This window comes from Chitinophaga sp. sic0106, assembly GCF_019219075.1.
Classification (GTDB): Bacteria; Bacteroidota; Bacteroidia; order Chitinophagales; family Chitinophagaceae; genus Chitinophaga.
Genome location: NZ_JAHUWJ010000012.1, coordinates 1 through 18,556 on the forward strand (window position 1 = coordinate 1; position 18,556 = coordinate 18,556).

Here is an 18,556-nt window from a genome sequence, read left to right on the forward strand (position 1 = left end):
TTCTACCGCAATCTTCCTGATCTACACCCGCGTTGGCAGCCGGGTTAGCAGCGTAGTTATAAATAGTTACTACATCGGTAGTAGCTGGGCAATTAGTGTTTACTACACCATTTGCGATACTGGTGATAGTCCAGGTCAGTTGTACCTGATCACCAGGCGTTACCGTGATGGTAGCTTTTGGATCATGGATATCACTTACTACCGGAGCAGCGTTTGCACCAGTGTACTGTACCGTCCAGGTACCGATCTGCTGGATGTTTCCAGTAGATACTACAGGGGTTGCATCCAGGGTGAAGGCAGTAGTTCTACTGCAATCTTCCTGATCTGCGCCTGCGTTGGCAGCTGGGTTAGCAGCGTAGTTATAGATAGTTACTACATCGGTAGTAGCTGGGCAATTAGTGTTTACTACACCATTTACGATACTAGTTACTGTCCAGGTCAGTTGTACCTGATCACCAGGTGTTACCGTGATGGTAGCTTTTGGATCATGGATATCACTTACAACCGGAGCAGTGTTAGCACCAGTGTACTGCACCGTCCAGGTACCGATCTGCTGGATGTTTCCAGTAGATACTACAGGGGTGGCATCCAGGGTGAAGGCAGTAGTTCTACCGCAATCTTCCTGATTTGCACCTGCTTCTGCAAGTGGATCTGTATCGAAGTTGCGGATAATTACGGCATCAGTAGTAGCGGGACATGTAGTAACGATAACACCATTTACAATGCTGGTTACGGTCCAGGTCAGTTGTACCTGATCTCCTACTGGCACTACGATAGTAGCTTTCGGATTATGGATATCACTTACTACCGGAGCAGCGTTTGCACCAGTGTACTGCACTGTCCAGGTACCGATCTGCTGGATGTTTCCAGTAGATACCACTGGGGTGGCATCCAGGGTGAAGGCAGTAGTTCTACCGCAATCTTCCTGATCTGCACCTGCGTTAGCAGCTGGGTTTGCAGCGTAGTTATAGATAGTTACTACATCAGTAGTAGCCGGGCAATTAGTGTTAACTACACCATTTACGATACTGGTAACTGTCCAGGTCAGTTGTACCTGATCTCCTACTGGTACTACGATAGTAGCTTTTGGATCATGGATATCACTTACAACCGGAGCAGGGTTAGCACCAGTGTACTGCACCGTCCAGGTACCAATCTGCTGGATGTTTCCAGTTGATACCACAGGTGTTGCATCCAGAGTGAAAGCAGTAGTTCTACCGCAATCTTCCTGATCTGCTCCTGCGTTGGCCGCTGGGTTGGCAGCGTAGTTATAGATAGTTACTACATCGGTAGTAGCTGGGCAATTAGTGTTTACTACACCATTTACGATACTAGTTACGGTCCAGGTCAGTTGTACCTGATCTCCAGGTGCTACTGTAATAGTAGCTCTCGGATCATGGACATTACTTACTGTCGGAGCGGCGTTAGCACCAGTGTACTGCACAGTCCAGGTGCCCACCTGCTGGATGTTACCAGCAGATACCACAGGTGTTGCATTCAGGGTAAAGGCAGTGGTTCTGCCGCAATCTTCCTGATCTGCGCCGGCGTTTGCAGCCGGGTTATTTGCAAAGTTATAAAGTGTTATCTGATCAGTAGTAGCCGGACATTGGTTAATGATCGTACCATTTAAGACACTGGTCACTGTCCATGTAAGTTGCACCTGATCTCCTACCGGCACCGTAATGGTAGCCGCAGGATTATGGATATCACTTACAGTCGGAGCCGTATTTGTACCAGTGTACTGCACCGTCCAGGTACCGATTTGCGCAATGTTACCTGTAGATACTACTGGCGTTGCTCCCAGTTGGAATGCAGTAGTTCTGCCGCAGTCTTCCTGATCCGGACCTGCTTCAGCTGCAGGATTGGTAGCGTAGTTATATAATTTAACTGTTGTACTTACAGAATCACAAACACCATTGCTCACTGCCCATTTCAGTTCCACAAAGGTACCGGCAGGAACAGTAACAGTGGTTTTAGGATTACCCGGGTCAGTAATCACCACACCGGTGGCACTGCCGCCTATAATTGACCATTTGCCCGCAGCTCCTGCAGGTGAAGGATTGCTGGCATCCATGGTAAATGTTGGCATATTACAATGTGATTGCTCAGGCGTTGCAGTAGGTACAGCAGGTTGTTGATAAACAGTTACTGTAACAGGTATACAGATAGAATTACCGCAGGTACCAGCACTTTCTCCTCGTACATAATACGTAGTGGTAGCTGTTACATTTCTAAACAGTACGATAGAATTATCTGCGTTCGCACTATCAGGTGTAACCGGCGTGCCACCGCAGGAACCTTTATACCATTTCCATACGGAGGCTACTGTACCATCCGGGTTAGTTCCCAATTCTGCACCATTCAGCGTCAGCAATACATTGCCTCTTCCGCAAATTGCAGGATTGTTAACGGTTATATCTGTAGGAGGCGTAGTTGGCTCTGATAAGTTCACTGTAAAGGTTACCGTTTTGCTACAACCAGCCAGCTGTTCATTGGTAGTGGTATTTCTCTCCCATACATTCATTACAAATGTATATATACCCGCCGGTGTATTGGCAGGTATCGTCATGTCGATGTAGGAAGCCCCAGTCCAAGCCGCTGTTACCGGAACAAATCCAGGCATTGGATTACCACTGGTGGTCGTAATACTGTAATCAGTGATAGTACTGCTACCACTGGTGATGTTCAGTCTTACTGTCGGCGTGGTATTACAAGCCAATACCGGAGAATTGGTAATAGCGATAGTTGGAGGCGTTTTGGTTCTTACCGCCATGGATGCTGAAGGACCAGCAGGACAAATACCATTATTAATCGTCCAATACAACGTGTAGTTGGTAGGACTAGCTGTTCCAACTATCGTTGCAGTGGTATTATATAATGCATCGTTGGCGAAAGTAACATTGGTAACAGGATTAGATGTCCATTTACCAAATTCACCCTCGTTTTCCGGTCTGGTACCATTCAGATTCAGCACTACCGACTCCCCTGCTACCACACAAACCTGCGTACTGCCCATACTTTTTGGAACAGTGAGTGGTTTGGTATTGTAGAGAATAACCGTATCACGGGAAATACAATCTGATTTGTTGTTATTCACAACGGTCCAGATCAGTGTATCCTTCGTACCTGCCGGCGTAATGTTTACCGTGGTATTATACAGGTTCGGATTGGTGATAGTACTGCTGCCATTGCTCACACCACGAATGAAAGTCCAGGTCCCTTTCTGATCACTCAGCGGCTGATTGGCTTTCATGGTGAACTGTGTCTTATTACACTGTCCTACCAGTTCATCCAGGTTGGTTTTTGCAATTGGCATTGACCTCACCTGTACCAGCAGGGAGTCTCTCGTAACGCAGACACCCTTTGTTACAGTTGCCTTAAAATAATTATCACCCACATGCCATGGATAAATATTATTCAGCACATTGGTGGTGCTGCCATAAACGGTATCCTGCGCCACTGGCCAGGTACTGCTCCACCTGATGGTGTATTTATTGTTTTCAGGTTCGATCTGGAAACTGGTAGATGTTTGTCCGGCACATAGTTCGATTGGCCCACCGGTCACATGTACTATAGCAGGTGTATCTACGCGTATTGTTGCTGATCCGGAGTCGACGCAAACACGACCGGCTCCATAGTTAGCATAACCGTATGCTGTATAAGTTGTATTATGTGTTGGTGAAACAACAACCGCCTCATCTTTAATACCGGCAATCTCGGCCGGGGCCCTCCATTCATATCGCGTGTACTGACCCTCCACCGTCAGATTTACATTGTCTCCCAAACATATGGCAGAAGAAGAGAGCTTTACTACCGGTTTAGGTAAGATGGTAATGGCAATCGGTGTGGATGGCGATCCGCAATCCTTAATATTTTCATTTCCTTTTTCAAATATGTTCAACCTGTAATAACGTATTACAGGCTGTGTGGGATTTCCCTGAAGTGCTCCCGGCAAAAAATGCAGCACAGAATCCTGGCTTCCGTACCTGATAGTTTCAGTAACGCCAGTTTCGGTATTCACCCCGATTGAATCCGTTAAGGTATAATAGGTCGTGTCATTATAACTATATTCCCACCTGAATACCTTTTGTGTAAAATAGTCCAGGTTTTTATCATATGGTTTACTGGGATCATTGGGATCAAAACCGTTCGGTGTATACCATGCGGTGAGATTAATAGCAGATCCCGCGCATTGTACAGACTCGGTCACCCCATCATCTTTCAAACCATCCACAAATCCATAAATGTTAGGGGAACAATAATTAAACTTGATATCATCAATGGCGATATCGTTACCACAACCACCTTCGTTGTCGTTAACAATCTGCAGTTTTAATTTCTTGATTCCACCTGGTACCTTAAAAGTACCACCATAAGGTAACCACCGCTCACCGGTGGTATTCAGGTTCATCGAAACGTCAAAAGTCTTGAATTGCTTCAGGACGTTTCCAAGTGAGTCTAAAATTTTAAAGGTTACACCTGCATAACGATAACCGGTCGAGTTACCCTGAATACAGGTAGAGTTAAATACTTCTCTGGTATTGGTATTAAGAAACCAGGCGCTGAAGTTGTATTGTGAGCCTGGACATACCGTTACATCACGGGTATAAAATATTCGTTTATCATTTGCTGAGTTGGCAATCAGCATACCTCCCACACTATCCGATGTTGGAGATATATATCTGATTTGACCGGTGTGATCCCCCACACTATCCCATTCTGATCTTAACTTAGTATTCCAGTAAATGGCATAGCTATTATCAGAAAAATCCCCTCCTATATCAGGATTGGGATATGAATAAAAGATATTATCATTATAATTATATCCTACCGCACCGGCTACCCAATACGCACGTGGTTTATTACTAAGGGAGTTATCAGTATATTTTCTGAACCGCCCAAAATCTTCCAAAAAGTCGGATGACATGGTGGTACTTCCTTTACATTCAGTAATGGAACAGTCCACCGAAGTGATCGTTCTGGATATCGTAGCTGTCCGGGTAGCCCCTCTTGCGTCGGTATAGGTAATATTCGCCGTTACGGTATAAACCACCCCGGGTGTATTAAACCTGATGGTCAGCGCGTTTACTTTGTACGAATCGGAGGTCTGGTTGGTGATAGTTGTATCCCTTTTACCATTGGCGCTATCCGGCTTATTATTATAGAGAACCGCAAAGGCCCCCCCGGTAATGGACCAATCCACTTTAACGTTTGGATAGTTAAACTGCCGGTCCTGGCCCCCCGACCTATAGGTGGAGTCCCATATAAATGCGTTTATACTGGCAAAGTTGCCAGCACATACATTTATCGGGATGTTCATAAACGGCTTTGTCGGCTGGCCGGTGGGTGGTGTCGCATTTGATTGCGCCATCACGCCTTGCCTGGCAAGCAGGAACGACAGTAACAGTAATATGAGGGTAAGAAATCTTTTCATAGGTGTAAACGGTTAAATCAAAAAAGTATCAGAAATGGCGGATTTTCAGGCCGTCACTGCCTTCGCTGGTTTAACTGCATACATCGGTGAAAAACGCCGGAAACTCGGCGCCGGCGGGCGTTGTGTGTTGTGTAGAATGTTTTCATAGGCATCGGTGTTTAAACTCGATATGGCTAAAATCGGCTTATTATAAAATTAAAATTAACAATAATATAGAAAAATAAAAAAAGTGATAATAATTATAATATGATAAATTTTACTAGAGTAGTTGGAGAGATGGGATTGCTTCCTGATTCTCAAAGGGTTAAGGTTTTAGAAGAATTTTAGATTTTTTTTTCCACAAGACGGTGGAAATCGGAGAAATTTGGCCATGACTGTGTTTTTTCATTATTTTCCCCTACCTTTGCAGTCCAAATTTGATGTAAGATGCCTAAATTCAAGACACATTCCCGTGCTAAGAAAACTTTCAAAGTTGGCGGGAACGGACAGATTAAGCGTTTCATGGCCTTCAAAAGTCACTTACTGACCAAAAAGTCTACAAAAAGAAAACGTAGCCTCAGAGGTAGTACGCTGGTTCACGAAGCTAACCTGAATCTCGTGAAGAGAATGCTCTGCATGCGCTAGTCTAAGAGTAAATCGAATTTTTAACCTGAGAAAAAAAACAACAAATGCCTCGTTCAGTTAACGCCGTAGCTTCAAGAGCCCGCAGAAAAAGGATCTTAAAGCAAGCCAAAGGCTTTTATGGCAAAAGGAAAAATGTTTACACCGTAGCGAAGAACGTCCTCGAAAAAGGTCTGACTTATAGCTATGTAGGTCGTAAACTGAAGAAAAGAAATTACCGTCAGCTGTGGATCGCTCGTATCAACGCTGCAGTAAGAGCAGAAGGTCTGACCTACTCTGTATTCATGAACAAATTAGCAGGTAAAGGTATTGAGCTGAACAGAAAAGTTCTGGCTGACCTGGCTATGAATGAACCAGAAACTTTCAAAACGCTGGTTGCTTCTGTAAAGTAATTGCTACTTTTACTTAGTGTAAATACCTGAAAAGGGAACTTCCTCCGGAAGTTCCCTTTTTTAATGCCCCCTCACCCCAATTCAGCATTTACATCTCCCTAAATTCCCTATTTTCGCCGCAACTAAAGAATAGTGAACATGATCCGAAAACTTGCCATAATGGTTACCGCCATTGTTGCCACCTACACCACCGCCTTCGCACAGGCCAACCTAAACCTGATCCCGCAACCCAGGGAAATAAGCAGTCAACCCGGCCATTTTCAATGGCAAAAGCACACGCCCATCATCGCATCTCCGGCATTCAAAAATGTGGCAGACCTTATTGCCACACAAAACCAGCCTGTAAAAATTTTTTCAGGGAGACATAAAGCTGACTTCGCAGGAACCATACGTATCCTCGAAGCGGACTCCCGCACTGTGCCCGACAGCAACGGTTACCAACTACAGGTCACACCGTCGTCCATAGCCGTCTATGCCCGCAACGCCGCAGGCGCCATCAGCGGCGCGCAAACACTGATGCAGCTCCGCCTCCTCCAGCCCGACACCAACCTCATCCCCGCCGTCACCATTAATGATCAGCCCCGCTTCGGCCACCGCGGCGTGATGCTCGACGTATCCCGCACCTTCTACCCCATCTCCTACATCAAGCGATTCCTCGACCTGATGTGGCTCTATAAAATGAATACCTTCCATTGGCACCTCACCGACGGCGCCGGCTGGCGATTACAAATCAAACAGTTCCCTGAACTTACACAAACCGCCGCCTGGCGCTATGGCAACACCTGGAAAGACTGGGCCGCCACCGGTCACCGCTACGCCCACGAAGGTGATCCCAACGCCTACGGCGGCTACTACTCCCAGGAGCAGGCCCGCGAAATCGTCGCCTACGCCGCCAAACGCGGCATTACCGTCATCCCCGAAATTGAAATGCCCGGCCACGCAGAGGAAGTCCTCGCCGTATACCCTCAGCTCTCCTGCTCCGGTATCCCCTATAAAAACAGTGAGTTCTGCCTCGGCAATGACCAAACCTTCGACTTCCTGGAAAAAGTATTAATCGAAGTGATGGACATCTTCCCATCCGCCTACATCCACATGGGCGGCGATGAAGCCAATAAATCCGCGTGGAAAACATGTCCAAAATGCCAGCAGCGTATTAAATCAGCACAGCTCAAAGATGTAGAAGAACTCCAGAGCTACGCCATCCGCCGCATGGAACGCTTCCTGAAATCACACCAACGCCACCTCCTCGGATGGGACGAAATCCTCGAAGGCGGCCTCGCCCCTGACGCCACCGTGATGTCGTGGCGCGGAGAAAACGGAGGTATCGCCGCTGCCAAAGCAGGCCACAACGTAATCATGACACCCGGCGCCTACTGCTACTTCGACCACTACCAGGCCGATCCCGCCACACAACCGGAAGCACAGGGCGGCTACGTGCCACTGGAAAAAGTATACAGCTATAATCCTGTACCAGCAGCACTTTCAGCAACAGAAGCCAAACATATCCTCGGCGTGCAGGCCAACATCTGGACAGAACTCATCCCACACGCAGCACACCTGGAATATATGGCTTATCCACGTATCATCGCCTTGTCAGAGGTAGCCTGGAGCGATACTGCACACAAAAACTTTGCAGCATTCAAAGCGAGACTCCAATCTCACTACCTCCTACTCCAACGGCTAAACGTAAATTATTTCAGGCCCTCCTATACTGTCACCATCAAACCTGAAATCAATTACCAGTCTAAACAAACCACTGTTACATTTACCTCCGAACAATACCAACCAGTCATCCGCTATACCATGGACGGTACTACACCCAATGCCGCCTCCACTCTGTATTCCGGTCCGGTTACTTTCAGCGGCCCCGCGCTCATCCGCGCAGCCATATTTCGCGATACCATGATACAGGGTACACCAGCCTTGCTGGAAGCAGACTTTCACAAAGCCATCGGCAAGCGCGTCACCTACAATCTCCCCTATAGTAAAAATTATCCTGCACAAAAAGAAAGTACCCTCACCAACGGGTACCGTGGAAGCGTATCCTACGGCGACGGCCAATGGCAAGGGTTTGAGGCACATGACATGGATGTAACCATCGATATGGGAACCACAGAAAAATTAAACGATGTAAGCATCAATTTCATGCAGCTGACAGGCGTTGGTATCTATATTCCATCTGAAGTGGAAATTGCAGTATCGCCCGATGGTAAAGCCTTTCAGACAGTGCAACTGCAAAAAAATGATGTGCCGGATAATATCTCCGTACTTACTTTCAAAAAATTTGCTACCAGCCTCAACGGCCAGCTGGCAAGGTATATACGCGTGAAAGCAAAAAACGCACAAAAGGGCTTCCTCTTTGCTGATGAAGTGATTGTTCATTAAAATAACCCGCATAAAAACAGGGATGCGAATTTGCCGAAGACAAATTCGCATCCCTGTTTTAAAACTTTATCAGGAATTTTATTTCAATGCCTGTTGAATTTTATTACTCAGGCGATAATCCACCATCCCATTGAACCCGGTCATCTTCGTGGCACTGCTGATGGCAGAAAGTGCAGGCATTACCGTTTCCGTTCTTGCGGTTTGTGTGATCTTGTATCCATTCCCTTTCAGGTAATTATTAATCATATTCAGGTGCTCATCATACACAATATTCCCCCAGGGTATATTGATCAGATCCCTCGCACGTGCCTGCGGAGCAATACCTGTATAATAGCCACCAGAGCCACTTGCATTAGTAGTAGCAAAGTTGATGGCATATAAATCAGCCAGGTATTTTTTCTTACCGGTACTATCGTACATGGATATATTAAAATCAATAAAACCAACCGGCTTACCATAGGTGGTATCCCCCACCAGCTGCACAGTCATATACGGACGCAGGTTATTGAGCGTAAGCTCACTGGCAGAAGCCGTATTGCGACTGGTAATAAAAAATACATTTTCCAGTGCCAGGCCTCCAGGATCAGCCGTCGAAAAATTCACCTCCGTTTCCAGTTCTATGGTTTTGGCAACTGCCTGCAGTTTATCATTGTACTGATAATTGTACATTAACTTACCCTTGGCAGCTGCAGGCGCAATCAGATTATCCAGGTATTCAGCCGTAGATACCGCACCACCGCCATTGTAGCGCAGGTCCACGATGAGGTTATTTATACCGGCAGCTTTAAACTTGGTGAAAGCCTCGTCTATAGCGGTTTTTGTATTAGTAGGATCACCACTGGAATTAGTGACGCTGGAATAAGTATACAGTACAAAGTAGCCCACTTTTTTGGCACCCATAGTAAGTACAGAATCAAATGCTACAGGATTCACATTGTAGGTACCTGCTGCGAGGTTAGCCGTAAATGTGCTGCCATCCGGTCTTTGAAAGCCCACTGTAACATTGGATGAATTCAAAATCGCATTATATGCCTGATTCAGAAAGGTCGTGGTAGTATCAAATTTATTATTACCATTTATAGAGATGATTTCGTAACCTCTCGTCACCCCTACCTTCCCGGCAGGACTGTTTTTGTCGGCATACAGCACAAAAAAGCGCACCTTTTGATTAGTGGCATCCCACGCAGCACCATAATCCAGCCCCACATCCCCGCTGGTAGCAGCAACTGTAGTAGCGGCAGACACCCCATTGAGCAGCTTATTCGTTAACGAACCGGTACGGTCCAGGAAACTGTAATGGTCATACGGCCTTTTGGTAGTAGGATTAATCGCATACTGCGCCATCGTACTCAACAACACATCGGCAGAACTGTACTTACTGTCCAGCGGATTAATGACTGGTACAACGGAATACCAGAAGTAGGTCGGCAACCCTTGTGCCTTATTGCGGCCACCATCAGCGTAGGATACCTGCATAATATTATACATCAGGTATTTAAGGGAGTCCTCGGCAGATAAGGCGGTAGTACCGTTGCCATTACCATTACCTCCTCCTCCGTTACCATTACCATCGGTGGACAGCTTGTCTTTCCGGCACGAAAAAAACAATGCCAGGCAGCACGCAGCCAGGGTAAACTTACCGGCGAATTTGTGAAGTTGCTGTTGCATAACAATTAGGGCTATATGAAATATTTTTTGTCAGCTAGCTATTTGTGGGTGACCATGATCTGCCGGGTCCAGAAATCCTTCGGATAAAAGAGATTTTCCATTCCGGGGCCTGTTAATCCGGCCGGCATCGGAGGCGGTGTTTTGCCTTCTTTTTCTGCCGCCTGCATAGCAGCCATCCGGTCTTTTACTTCCTTTTCTTTTGCTTTACGATCGTCGCGATTGAGCGGATTTACCTTAAACCGGTATGCGATGGGCTTATCGTTGCTGATAGTTAAACCAAGGTATTGCAGCGGGATTGACAGCTCACATACCACGTTGCCCTGATCATCCATTGATGCGGCAGATTCGATTTGCTTATCATTTTTAACGGGCAATACGCCATCCGGAACGCCCACAAGCCCCTCTACACTAATCTGTTTGGCGTTCTGCAGGATACTGCGCTGCCATTCTACTGAATTACGTTGATTTTGGGATTCCACTACCTCTGGCGCCTCTTCTCCCAGCAACGGGAAGGTAATGGAAGAAACAACCTTCTTTTTCCCGGTCGGATTTACGGAAAACGTAAAACCCGCCCGCATTATTTTCATCTGACTCACCTTATCCGGTGAACTAATTACAACATACAGGTTGCTGGAATCGTTCGCTATGGTGTAAAATAGTTTAGCATCATTGTTATAGAACGTCAGTGGCTTTGGCCATTCATTTGCCTTGCCATCGATTTTGAGTCCTGCCGGCGCCCATTTATTAGGATCCTCATCCTGGGCATTCACTGTAACTGAAAATAGCAAACCGGCCACTATTGCGGTTCCGGCTAAAATTGACCTGTTAAATTTCATGAAAAACAACATTATTTCGGGCCATAAGATAGCTATTTCTCAACAAGGTAAGCAAAAACATTTTCGGGTGAACGGGGAGTCGATGAAAGGGCAATATTTCGGGGTGAATGCGCAAAAAAGGACCGGGTGAAAAGGAATGGTTCCCTTTCACCCGGTTTATTATTTTAATTGTGTAGCATTTCAGGAAGCAAAACCTGGGGGTTTGCTGGTATACTTCCGCGCTGTGTGCGGGCGGCTTTCTTCTGGTTTCCGACAAACAAGCTGCTTGGCTGCTTTGCGAGCAAAAAAAGCGCTCCTGGCGCGGAAGGCGCCGTTGCTGGCTTAAACCATTTTGCGAGCAAAGAACCTAGTACAGCAATCTTGTCTTAATCGTATGCGGCACTTCCTTCAATAATGCCAGGGCTTCGGCAGACAACTGCTTGTCCACGTCCAGCACTACATAACCAATATTATCGTTGGTTTTGAGGTACTGCCCAAGGATATTGATTTTATTGGTAGAAAGCGCGGTGTTGATAGCCGACAATACCCCTGGCACGTTCTCGTGAATGTGCAGGATACGGTGGGTATTTTCAACTGCAGGCACGCTGATAGCAGGCACCGTATGGGAACCAAAGCTGGCACCTTTTTCCAGGTAGTTCAGCATTTTGGCACTAACGTCGAGGCCTATATTATGTTGTGCTTCTTCCGTACTGCCACCGATATGCGGAGTCAGTATCACGTTTGGCAGTTTTTGTAATGGTGTGGAGAAGGCAGCGCCGTTCTTCTCAGGTTCTACCGGAAACACATCAATGGCAGCACCGGACAGCTTTCCGGCTACCAGCGCATCTCTCAGGGCTTCCAGGTCTACTACCTCGCCACGCGCATAGTTGATGAAAATAGCTCCCGGTTTGGCATAAGACAGCTCCTCTGCTTTGATCATATTAGCAGTGGATTTATTGGATGGCACGTGCAGGGAAATGATATCTGCCTGCGCAAACAAGTCTTTCATCGTGCGGATCTGTGTGGCATTTCCCAGCGGTAGCTTGGTTTCCACATCATAATACATCACGTTCATCCCCATTGCTTCTGCCAGCACGCTCACCTGTGAACCAATGTTACCATAACCTACGATGCCAAGCGTTTTACCACGCAGCTCATAGCTGCCGGTGGCTTCTTTCATCCAGGAGCCGTTATGCGCAGCGTTGTTCTTATCTATAATACGACGAATCAACATGATAGACAGACCTATTACCAACTCTGCTACTGAGCGGGTGTTAGAGTAAGGTGCGTTAAACACCACCACACCAGCTTCTGTAGCTGATTTCAGGTCTACCTGGTTGGTACCGATACAGAAACAACCAATCGCCTGGAGCTTCTTGGCAGCATCCAGTACATTCTTGGTTACATGTGTTTTGGAACGGATTCCCAACAGGTGTACATCTTTAATTTCTGCTATCAGGTCTTCTTCGCTCAGCGCCCCCGACAACTTACGTACCGAATAGCCCGCGTTGGTGAACTCTGCAACAGCGGCATCGCTGATGTTTTCCAACAATAAAATGCTAATCTTCTCCTTCGGATAACTTGTCAATTTGTGCTGATCCATAGTATTATATATAATTATATGTGTATTCCTTTATGGCAATTGGCTTAATAATTGCTGGTTTCGTGGGCATTAACAGGGCACAAATCTACTGGATGTTTAAGAATAATCAAATACTTAGTATTTTATTTTAGATTCTATCTAATCAACCCAGGAAATTGTTTCATTTTTTCCAACGCAAGTCACTATCTTTTTCTTAAAAATGCGTTAAAATAGGAAAACAGCGGCTTTTTTATTTGGGCGTGGTTAACATTCGTAAGTAATTTTGTGTTAATGAATTAACCGTTCGGGAAACATAGGCATTAAAAGAGTCACACACTTCATAATGAAGCGATTGAAAGCAGCAGGCATCTTACTCACTATTTCAGGAGTTGTAATCATATCAAGCTGTCAGAGCACAGCAGCACGCAAGGCGGCAGAGAAAACAAAAAAGGCGGCAGACAGTGCACTATACACACTAAAGCTAACGGCAGCTCAACAGGATGCCATTTTACATGCACCAAGGACTATCCAGCTCCAGGGAGAACTGGAAAATTTCTATAGTAAGTTTGTGCGTACAGGCTTCAACGGTGCCATGATAGTGGCCAGAAAAGGGGTGATTATTTTTGAAAAATACCATGGCCTGGAAAACTACCGGACCAAAACCCCTATCATCGATTCCTCCTCCTTCCAGCTGGCATCTGTATCCAAAACATTCACCGGCGCAGCAGTGCTGTGGCTGGCCGACAAAGCAAAGCTTTCACTGGATGATAGTCTGCAAACATTCTTCCCGGAATTCCCGTACAAAGGGATTACCGTAAAGATGCTGCTGGACCACAGAAGCGGTCTTCCTAACTATTTGTATTTCTGCGACAGCCTCTGGAAAGAACCGTCCCGGTTCATCACCAACGATGAAGTAATCCGCCTCATGGAATTACACCGGCCGCGGATTCAACATCTCCCTAACACACATTTCCAGTATTGTAACACCAACTACCTCCTGCTGGCTTCCATCATTGAAAAAGTAAGCGGACAAAAATATGCTGACTTCATGCAGCAAACGTTTTTTAAGCCACTGGGCATGACCAGCACCTTCGTGTATGATCCTGCATCCGCTGTTAGGCCGCACCAGACGCAGAGCCACAAGTACAACGGACAACTGGAGCCCGATACGTATTTTGATGGTGTCATGGGCGATAAAGGTATTTACAGTTCCGCACGTGACATGCTCAAATGGGACCAGGCATTATATTCCGGTAACCTGTTAAAGGAAGAAACCCTGAAGGCAGCGTATACACCTTACAGCCATGAAAAACCAGGCATCCGTAACTACGGCCTGGGATGGCGACTGATGGTATATCCGGACAGCTCCCGCAACATCATTTACCACAACGGCTGGTGGCATGGAAATAACACCGTGTTTTACCGCTTTATACAAGACAGTACTACACTCATTATACTCGGCAATAAATACAACAGAGGCATCTACCATGCGGTAAAACCCATCCGGGAAATGCTGGGTCATGGAGATGGAGAAGAAGCCGGTGAAGAGTAATTACAAACCGTGCTTTCGGTTAGGTAATACATTATCGCGGCTCCAGGTGATTTCTCCGGTAAAAGGGTGACTTCTTACCGGACATTCCGCCTTCAGGCAGTAATGACAACACATCGGGATACAGGGGTCTGTATGGATAAAGCATTCGGTTTCTCCGTTTTCAAATTCCTTGCTGACCAGCTCCTCTACCCTTTTTACTTCGTCGTGCACTTCATTTAATTCCAGATAATAAGGCAGGGTAATATGGCAATCAATGTGATAATTGTTGCCATATTGCTGTGTCCGCATATTATGAATATCGATCCAGTTATGCCGGCGATTGGCGGATAATACTTTAATCACCCGATCCACAACCTGCATATCTGTTTCGTCCATCAGCCCTGAAATAGAGCGGCGCATCAGCCGGTATCCATTGATCAGAATCAGTACTCCCATCACTACAGACACGGCAGGGTCCAGCCAATGCCAGCCGGTAAAATGAATGACCACCAGGGCTATAATCAGGCCCAGACTACTATACACATCCGTCATAATGTGCTGGCCGTTACCACTGATGGTAAGGGAGTTCAGTTGCTTGCCGGAGCGGCGCAGATACAGGCCCAAGACCAGGTTGGCCACTGTAGTGGCACCCAGCAGCCAAAGACCGTTTTCTACCTGGTGCAGTTCTTTGGGATAAATGAAGTACTGTACAGCTTTTACGAGGATTAATATGCCGGCAAAAAATATCATGGCTCCTTCAAAACCAATGGAGAAGAACTCTACTTTTCCATGGCCGTAAGGATGGTTTTCATCTTTAGGCTTACCTGCGAGGTAAATGCTGTAACTGGCAAAGGCGCCTGCTACTACGTTGATGATTGACTCCAGTGCATCCGACAGGATGGCCACGGAGTGGGTTAGCATATACGCAAGGAATTTCGCAGCGGTAAGTATAAAGCTCACTGCCAGCGAAATGAGTATAATGCGCAGTTCTTTTTTAAGCAAGGTTCAGCTTTTTGTTATTATATACAGCGAAGGTAATCAAATTGTTATTCCACGGATCATTATCAAAATATATCCATGCCCGTTAGGTGATGCAGGTATAAATAAGTAAAGCAGCCACACACATGGCGTGGCTGCTTAAATATCAGAACCCTTGAAAATTACTGAGCGCCTTCTTCCGGCTTGCTTTCAGCTACGCGCGGCTCTTTAGGCTCTTTAGGCTCTTTAGGCTCTTTATTTTCTTTAGGCTGTTTGTCTTTTTTCTTTGCTGTTTTTGGGGCAAAGATGGCAATCATACGTTTACCTTCCATGGTTGGCATCCCTTCCAGACCACCTACTTCGGCGAGTCTTTCAGCGAATTTCAGCAGGATCAGCTCACCACGTTCTTTGAACATGATAGCACGACCTTTAAACTGAACATAGGTTTTCACCTTATTACCGTCTTTCAGGAATTTTTCAGCATGTTTTGCTTTGAAGTCGAAGTCATGATCGTCGGTGTTTGGCGTAAAGCGGATTTCTTTCACCTCGCTTTTATGCGCATTCGCCTTCATTTCTTTTTCCTTCTTCTTCTTCTCGTAAAGGAATTTGTTATAATCGATGATGCGGCATACAGGTGGCGCTGCGTTTGGAGAAATCTCCACCAGGTCTAATGCCTGTTCTTCTGCCATACGCAGAGCGTCTTCTGTTTTATAAACACCCACCTCTACATTGTCGCCTACCAACCTTACTTCAGGCACGCGTATCATTCTGTTGGTACGGTGTTCCTGTTGTTGTTCTCTGCGAAAATTAGGGTTTCTGTTGCCCCTGTTGCCACCGTTAAAACTTGGTTTGGGTCTGTTTTGCATTAAAAAAATAAAAGTTAAGTAATTAATTGTCCATAGTCCATGGTCCACATTCCTGCCATGGACCCTAAACAATTTCTTGCAAAGTTAATGTGAAATTCCATAGCAATAAACATACCTGAAAATAGTAATGTTCATCTAGTTATATTCTTTTTTTCCACATTTATGAATGACTCTATTCGAATGGTTTCCTGCTTACCACCTCTTCATTAGCCAGTGCGATGAACTGCTCCAGCGTCATGGCACCCAGATCCCCTTTGGCCTGGCGACGTACCGCTACCATACTATCGGTCGCTTCTTTTTCGCCCAGCACTAACATATAAGGAATTTTCGCCAATTCTGCCTCACGGATCTTCTTACCGATCTTTTCACTGCGATCGTCGATTTCAGCGCGAATATCGGCTTTTTTCAGGGCTGCAGCTACTGCCTCGGCATATTCCTGTGTTTTGTCCGAAATAGGCAGGATTTTTACCTGGGTAGGTGTGAGCCACAGCGGGAATTTACCGCCGCAATGCTCAATCAGTACTGCGATGAAGCGCTCCAGTGAACCGAAAGGTGCACGGTGGATCATCACCGGACGATGTCTGCCATTATCCGCACCGATATATTCCAGCTCAAAACGCTCCGGCAGGTTGTAATCCACCTGGATAGTTCCCAGCTGCCATTTACGGCCCAGGGCATCTTTCACCATGAAGTCCAGTTTAGGACCGTAGAACGCTGCTTCGCCATATTCAATCACGGTAGGCAGGCCTTTTTCGGCTGCTGACTCAATGATGGCCTGTTCAGCAAGTTCCCAGTTTTCTTCTGTACCGATGTATTTGCTGCGGTCTTCTTTGTCGCGCAGGGAAATCTGTGCAGTGTAGTTCTCGAAGCCGAGGCTGTTAAACACGTACAATACCAGGTCGATCACTTTCATGAATTCTTCCTTCACCTGATCAGGGCGGCAGAATAAGTGCGCATCGTCCTGAGTAAAGCCTCTTACGCGGGTCAAACCATGCAGCTCACCATGTTGCTCGTAGCGGTACACAGTACCAAATTCGGCAAAGCGAACCGGCAGGTCTTTATATGACTTAGGCGATGCTTTGTACAGCTCACAGTGGTGCGGACAGTTCATAGGTTTCAGCATGAACTCCTCTCCCTCTTCCGGGGTATGGATCGGCTGAAAACTGTCTTTCCCGTATTTTTCGTAGTGACCGGAAGTCACGTACAGGTTTTTATTACCGATATGCGGTGTTACCACAGGCAGGTAGCCTGTTTCCATCTGCGCTTCCTGGAGGAAACGTTGCAGGCGTTCACGCAGCAGTGCCCCTTTAGGTAACCACATTGGCAGGCCCAGACCTACTTTCTCAGAGAAAGTGAAGAGTTCCAGTTCCTTACCGAGCTTACGGTGATCACGTTTTTTTGCTTCCTCCACCAATGTCAGGTATTCATCCAGCTCTTTCTGGTTAGGGAAGGTGATGCCGTAAATACGGGTCAGCATTTTGTTCTTTTCGTTACCGCGCCAGTAAGCACCTGCGATGTTTGTCAGCTTGATAGCCTTGATAAAGCCGGTGTTTGGAATATGCGGGCCACGGCAAAGATCCGTAAAGCCACCCTGTGTATAGAAAGTGATGGTACCATCCTGCAGATCATTGATCAGCTCCAGTTTGTACTCATCTCCTTTTTCAGTGAAATATTGCAGTGCATCCGCCTTGCTTACATCCGCACGGGTGTACACGCTGTTTTGTTTGGATAGTTCCACCATTTTCGCTTCGATCTTTCTCAGATCTTCTTCGGTGATGGTGCGACCACCCAGGTCTATATCGTAATAAAAACCATTTTCAATGGAGGGGCCAATACCCAGTTTTACGCCAGGGTACAGCGCTTCGAGCGCTTCTGCCATCAGGTGAGCAGAAGAGTGCCACATGGTCGACTTTCCATCCGTATCCGTCCACGTAAGTAACTGCAACGTTGCATCCGTTGTAATCGGGCGGGTGGCATCCACTACTTCGCCGTTTACCTTTGCAGCCAAAACCTTACGCGCCAATCCCTCACTAATGGATTTGGCGATGTCCAATGCAGTTGCGCCAGCTTCATACTGTCGCACCGCGCCATCTGGAAAAGTGATATTCATCATATGTGTATAAAAGTATCCGATTTTTTTTGGGCAGATACTGTCTTCTTTTATTAAAATGGTTGCGAAGTTAATGAATAGCTCTTGGTTTTTAACCAACTACTATCAGAAAATAACAATTATATATGGCAATTTTCGTAAAATAACATGAAAAACGGCAACCGGGATGCAGTA

11 protein-coding genes are annotated in these 18,556 nt (G+C 46.4%); 4 read left to right on the forward strand and 7 right to left on the reverse strand.

Annotated features, from left to right (window positions below; all coding sequences use genetic code 11):
- Nucleotides 1–5,434 (reverse strand): hypothetical protein (locus KW844_RS17820; protein ID WP_218378133.1); only part of this gene is annotated, 5,434 nt, incomplete at its 3' end.
- Nucleotides 5,435–5,860: 426 nt separating this feature from the next.
- Between KW844_RS17820 and rpmI the strand changes: the two genes are divergently transcribed.
- The 3 genes from rpmI (at nucleotide 5,861) to KW844_RS17835 (ending at nucleotide 8,832) form a co-directional block, all read left to right on the forward strand.
- Complete coding sequence (gene rpmI, locus KW844_RS17825; RefSeq protein ID WP_218378134.1) at nucleotides 5,861–6,058, forward strand: 50S ribosomal protein L35; 198 nt, start codon at nucleotides 5,861–5,863, stop codon at nucleotides 6,056–6,058.
- 44 nt (nucleotides 6,059–6,102) lie between these two features.
- On the forward strand, nucleotides 6,103–6,447 hold the full coding sequence (gene rplT / locus KW844_RS17830; protein WP_073087560.1) for a 50S ribosomal protein L20: 345 nt from the start codon (nucleotides 6,103–6,105) through the stop codon (nucleotides 6,445–6,447).
- A 138-nt stretch (nucleotides 6,448–6,585) separates the two neighbouring features.
- Nucleotides 6,586–8,832: a family 20 glycosylhydrolase gene (locus tag KW844_RS17835; RefSeq protein WP_218378135.1), complete on the forward strand. Its 2,247-nt coding sequence runs from the start codon at nucleotides 6,586–6,588 to the stop codon at nucleotides 8,830–8,832.
- A 78-nt stretch (nucleotides 8,833–8,910) separates the two neighbouring features.
- Here KW844_RS17835 and KW844_RS17840 read toward each other — a convergent pair whose 3' ends face one another.
- From KW844_RS17840 to serA, 3 genes are all read right to left on the reverse strand, one after another.
- Complete coding sequence (locus KW844_RS17840; RefSeq protein ID WP_218378136.1) at nucleotides 8,911–10,500, reverse strand: S41 family peptidase; 1,590 nt, start codon at nucleotides 10,498–10,500, stop codon at nucleotides 8,911–8,913.
- Nucleotides 10,501–10,538: 38 nt separating this feature from the next.
- Nucleotides 10,539–11,288, reverse strand: coding sequence for a hypothetical protein (locus KW844_RS17845; protein ID WP_218378137.1), 750 nt, complete (start codon nucleotides 11,286–11,288; stop codon nucleotides 10,539–10,541).
- Nucleotides 11,289–11,682: 394 nt separating this feature from the next.
- Entirely contained in the window at nucleotides 11,683–12,918 is a 1,236-nt protein-coding gene (gene serA, locus KW844_RS17850; RefSeq protein WP_218378138.1) for a phosphoglycerate dehydrogenase, read from the reverse strand.
- A 322-nt stretch (nucleotides 12,919–13,240) separates the two neighbouring features.
- Between serA and KW844_RS17855 the strand changes: the two genes are divergently transcribed.
- Complete coding sequence (locus KW844_RS17855; RefSeq protein ID WP_255578511.1) at nucleotides 13,241–14,449, forward strand: serine hydrolase; 1,209 nt, start codon at nucleotides 13,241–13,243, stop codon at nucleotides 14,447–14,449.
- On the opposite strand, the gene KW844_RS17860 is transcribed toward KW844_RS17855, so the two are convergent.
- The 3 genes from KW844_RS17860 to thrS all read right to left on the reverse strand — a co-directional run bounded on the left by KW844_RS17860 (nucleotide 14,450) and on the right by thrS (nucleotide 18,385).
- Complete coding sequence (locus tag KW844_RS17860; protein WP_218378139.1) at nucleotides 14,450–15,430, reverse strand: cation diffusion facilitator family transporter; 981 nt, start codon at nucleotides 15,428–15,430, stop codon at nucleotides 14,450–14,452.
- A 158-nt stretch (nucleotides 15,431–15,588) separates the two neighbouring features.
- Complete coding sequence (gene infC, locus KW844_RS17865; RefSeq protein ID WP_218378140.1) at nucleotides 15,589–16,272, reverse strand: translation initiation factor IF-3; 684 nt, start codon at nucleotides 16,270–16,272, stop codon at nucleotides 15,589–15,591.
- Nucleotides 16,273–16,444: 172 nt separating this feature from the next.
- Nucleotides 16,445–18,385 (reverse strand): threonine--tRNA ligase, encoded by a 1,941-nt coding sequence (gene thrS / locus KW844_RS17870; RefSeq protein ID WP_218378141.1) that lies wholly within the window; start codon nucleotides 18,383–18,385, stop codon nucleotides 16,445–16,447.
- Between the last annotated feature and the right edge of the window lie 171 nt (nucleotides 18,386–18,556).